This is a genomic window from Lachnospira hominis (ex Hitch et al. 2025), assembly GCF_040096395.1.
GTDB classification, from domain to species: Bacteria; Bacillota; Clostridia; order Lachnospirales; family Lachnospiraceae; genus Lachnospira; species Lachnospira hominis.
The window spans coordinates 1-1,919 of the sequence record NZ_JBBMES010000050.1; the positions used below are offsets into that span (position 1 = coordinate 1).

The 1,919-nt window shown below is 43.4% G+C and carries 3 protein-coding genes; all 3 read right to left on the reverse strand.

Annotated elements, in window-relative coordinates:
* A partial coding sequence (locus WMO38_RS15340) for a DUF3991 domain-containing protein (protein ID WP_349163210.1) occupies positions 1 to 758 on the reverse strand: 758 nt, incomplete at its 3' end.
* A gap of 4 nt (positions 759 to 762) precedes the next feature.
* Positions 763 to 1,302 carry a JAB domain-containing protein gene (locus WMO38_RS15345; protein WP_349163211.1) on the reverse strand — a complete coding sequence of 180 codons (540 nt, stop codon included), beginning with the start codon at positions 1,300 to 1,302 and terminating at the stop codon, positions 763 to 765.
* Between the two features lie 109 nt (positions 1,303 to 1,411).
* A partial coding sequence (locus WMO38_RS15380) for a DUF5688 family protein (protein ID WP_349163212.1) occupies positions 1,412 to 1,919 on the reverse strand: 508 nt, incomplete at its 5' end.

The following is a 1,919-nucleotide window of genomic DNA, read 5'->3' on the forward strand; positions in this document are numbered from 1 at the left end:
CGAAGAAAAGTCTCAAGTGGTGCATCTGCAAGCATCCCAAGTGCCAGCTTATTTGATTCATAATCCGCGAAGATATCGACATAACTCATAAGGTCGATTGCAGCCTCAAATACTACAAGCTCTGTACTGTTAACATTTACCACATTAAATCCATAGTTCTTATCATTGCCTGTGACATCACACTTGAATGGCTTGCCCTGCTTATCAAACACTCCCCGCATACTTGCAAATCTTGTCACTCCATTTTTATCATTTCCTTTGAAAACAACATTGTGGTAATGCCTGCTCTCATAAATCAGTCCTTCTTTTAAAAACAGATCTATGACTGCTCTGCTGATTCCTCTCTCATGATTCAGATAGGAAATAAGATAGGAATTACCTCCTGCCCGTTCTGGTAGGACAAATTGCTTTCTCTCTTCTGCCTGCTTCTGCGATACCTGATGAACAAGTGGCTGCTTTACAGGATTCTCGATTCTTCTGTATCCTGCAAAGTCCAGAAGCCAGAACACAGCCTCTTTTACACTCATTCCACAAAATACCCGTAAGAAATCTATCTGTGAGCCGCCATTGTTGCCTTTGTCAAACTGCCTTGACCATCTGTACCAATGGCTTCTGTTATAGATACGGATGGAATCCATCTCCTTTAAAGTGTGGTATTTGCCAATCCTCTTTACTGTATACCCAAGGCTTTCAGCAACTGCACACAAGTCAACACTCTTTGCTATGGCAAGCTCTTCATCCGTAAATCTTCCATCCATGCTTTCACCTTGCCTTTCCCTGCTCTGCTACAAGCGGTGACTTGATATCAAGTGTCAGGTAATCAGTGCTCAGGGTAATCTTAGGATTATCAATCATGCCTTTTTCACTGAAACTGAAAAATTCACGATTGTCTCCACCAACTATGATATGGTCAATGAGCGGTATTCCCATCAGTTCACACAGCTTGTTCATGCGGTCTGTCATCATCGTGTCTGCCTTGCTTGGGAATACATTCCCGGATGGATGACAATGGATTAACATCATGCTTGCGGCATTGCTTAAGATACTTGATTTAAACAGCTCTCTCGGATGTGCCATTGCCTCATTTAAAGAGCCAACACTTGCAAAATGCACATTGATAGGTTTTAAATCTGACCTTAGATTGACCACACACACTACTTCCCTGTCAAACTGGCACATACAGTCTCCCATGACAGCAGCTATATCCGCCGGATTATTAAAGGTGTGCTCCGAATAAATCGGAGCATCCTTTACAAGTCTTACCGAAACCACATCAAGCTTGAAGTCATTCTTCTTTGGCATCAGACACCGCCTCCTCTCCAAACTCGACACGGATAACAAAGTCACCTTTCTGGCTGTTTATGAGAGCAATGAGTTCTTCCATTGTAAGTTCCTGCTCCATAGCTGCCTCCTATCTGGACTTTTCCTTCGCGTCATATACAAGGGGAGGTTCTGCAACGATACCATCAAGTCTCTTGTTTGGTGTATCAGTTGCAAGGGTGAGTTTTCTTAAATCCTTATCATAGTGATATACCTGATTGGAAAGTCTCTCATCCAAAGACACCTCCTGCATATTTACCTCGACTACCATCTGTGCTAGCATCTCAGGGCTTCCCATATCTGAAGATACTGCAATAACCTCATGCACGCTCGAAGGGAGAATATAAAGGTCACTCTCTAAACTCTCTGCCAGCTCATGAAGCTCATTCTCATAAAGCATGGATGCTGCGCCATTGATACCCTTTTCATTGGAAATCACCCACATCGTCTGCTCCGGTGGAATCTCAGCTATCATCATCTCTGCGATCTCCTGTGGCATCCCATCCCTTGCGAACATTTCTTTCATAATGTCATTCATGCTACGAACGACAGGTGGGAAGAGTCTTCTTGTGTTTTCCGCTGCACACTTAAAGAGCTGT

What these genes read in the sequence shown, in the direction of transcription:
- WMO38_RS15345 (WP_349163211.1), bottom strand. Translation starts at nt 1,302, where the DNA reads ATGCCAAAGAAGAATGACTTCAAGCTTGATGTGGTTTCGGTAAGACTT.